At 57.4% G+C, this 397-nt stretch carries 1 protein-coding gene; it reads right to left on the bottom strand.

Annotated features, from left to right (window positions below; all coding sequences use genetic code 11):
• The coding region (locus tag FDX22_RS22645) for a phage tail tape measure protein (protein ID WP_146717811.1) at positions 1–397 on the bottom strand (397 nt) is incomplete at both ends.

The following is a 397-nucleotide window of genomic DNA, read 5'->3' as shown; positions in this document are numbered from 1 at the left end:
ACCGTCCACCTCCAGAGAACAGGCCGCCGTCACGCATCTGCCCGGTCACCACGTCCATTGCCGCCTTGCGGGCAACGTCATAAACAGCCTTCAGCGCCTGTGGTCCTATCTGGCCGTTCGTGCCATCGTTATTGATCACCACATGGTTATTCTGTTCAAACTTCCCGGACGCCTGCGACCGGCTGTCCGCCATACTGCCCGGTGTACCGACATAACCGCCGGTGGCATAGCCGCGCATCAGCCGGTAAAGATTCCCCACACCAATCCGGCTGGTTGCCTCTTTCGTGAAGACAAATTCACCACGGTGAACAATCCCCGCAGGCTCATATTTGCCACCGGTTCCCGTAAATCCTCCGGTCGCAAAATGGAATTTTTCCGCAGCTGCCTGAATGGCTGT

It is taken from the genome of Citrobacter sp. TBCS-14, assembly GCF_005280805.1.
Taxonomy (GTDB): domain Bacteria; phylum Pseudomonadota; class Gammaproteobacteria; order Enterobacterales; family Enterobacteriaceae; genus Citrobacter; species Citrobacter gillenii.
This window is presented reverse-complemented; position numbering and strand designations above follow the sequence as displayed.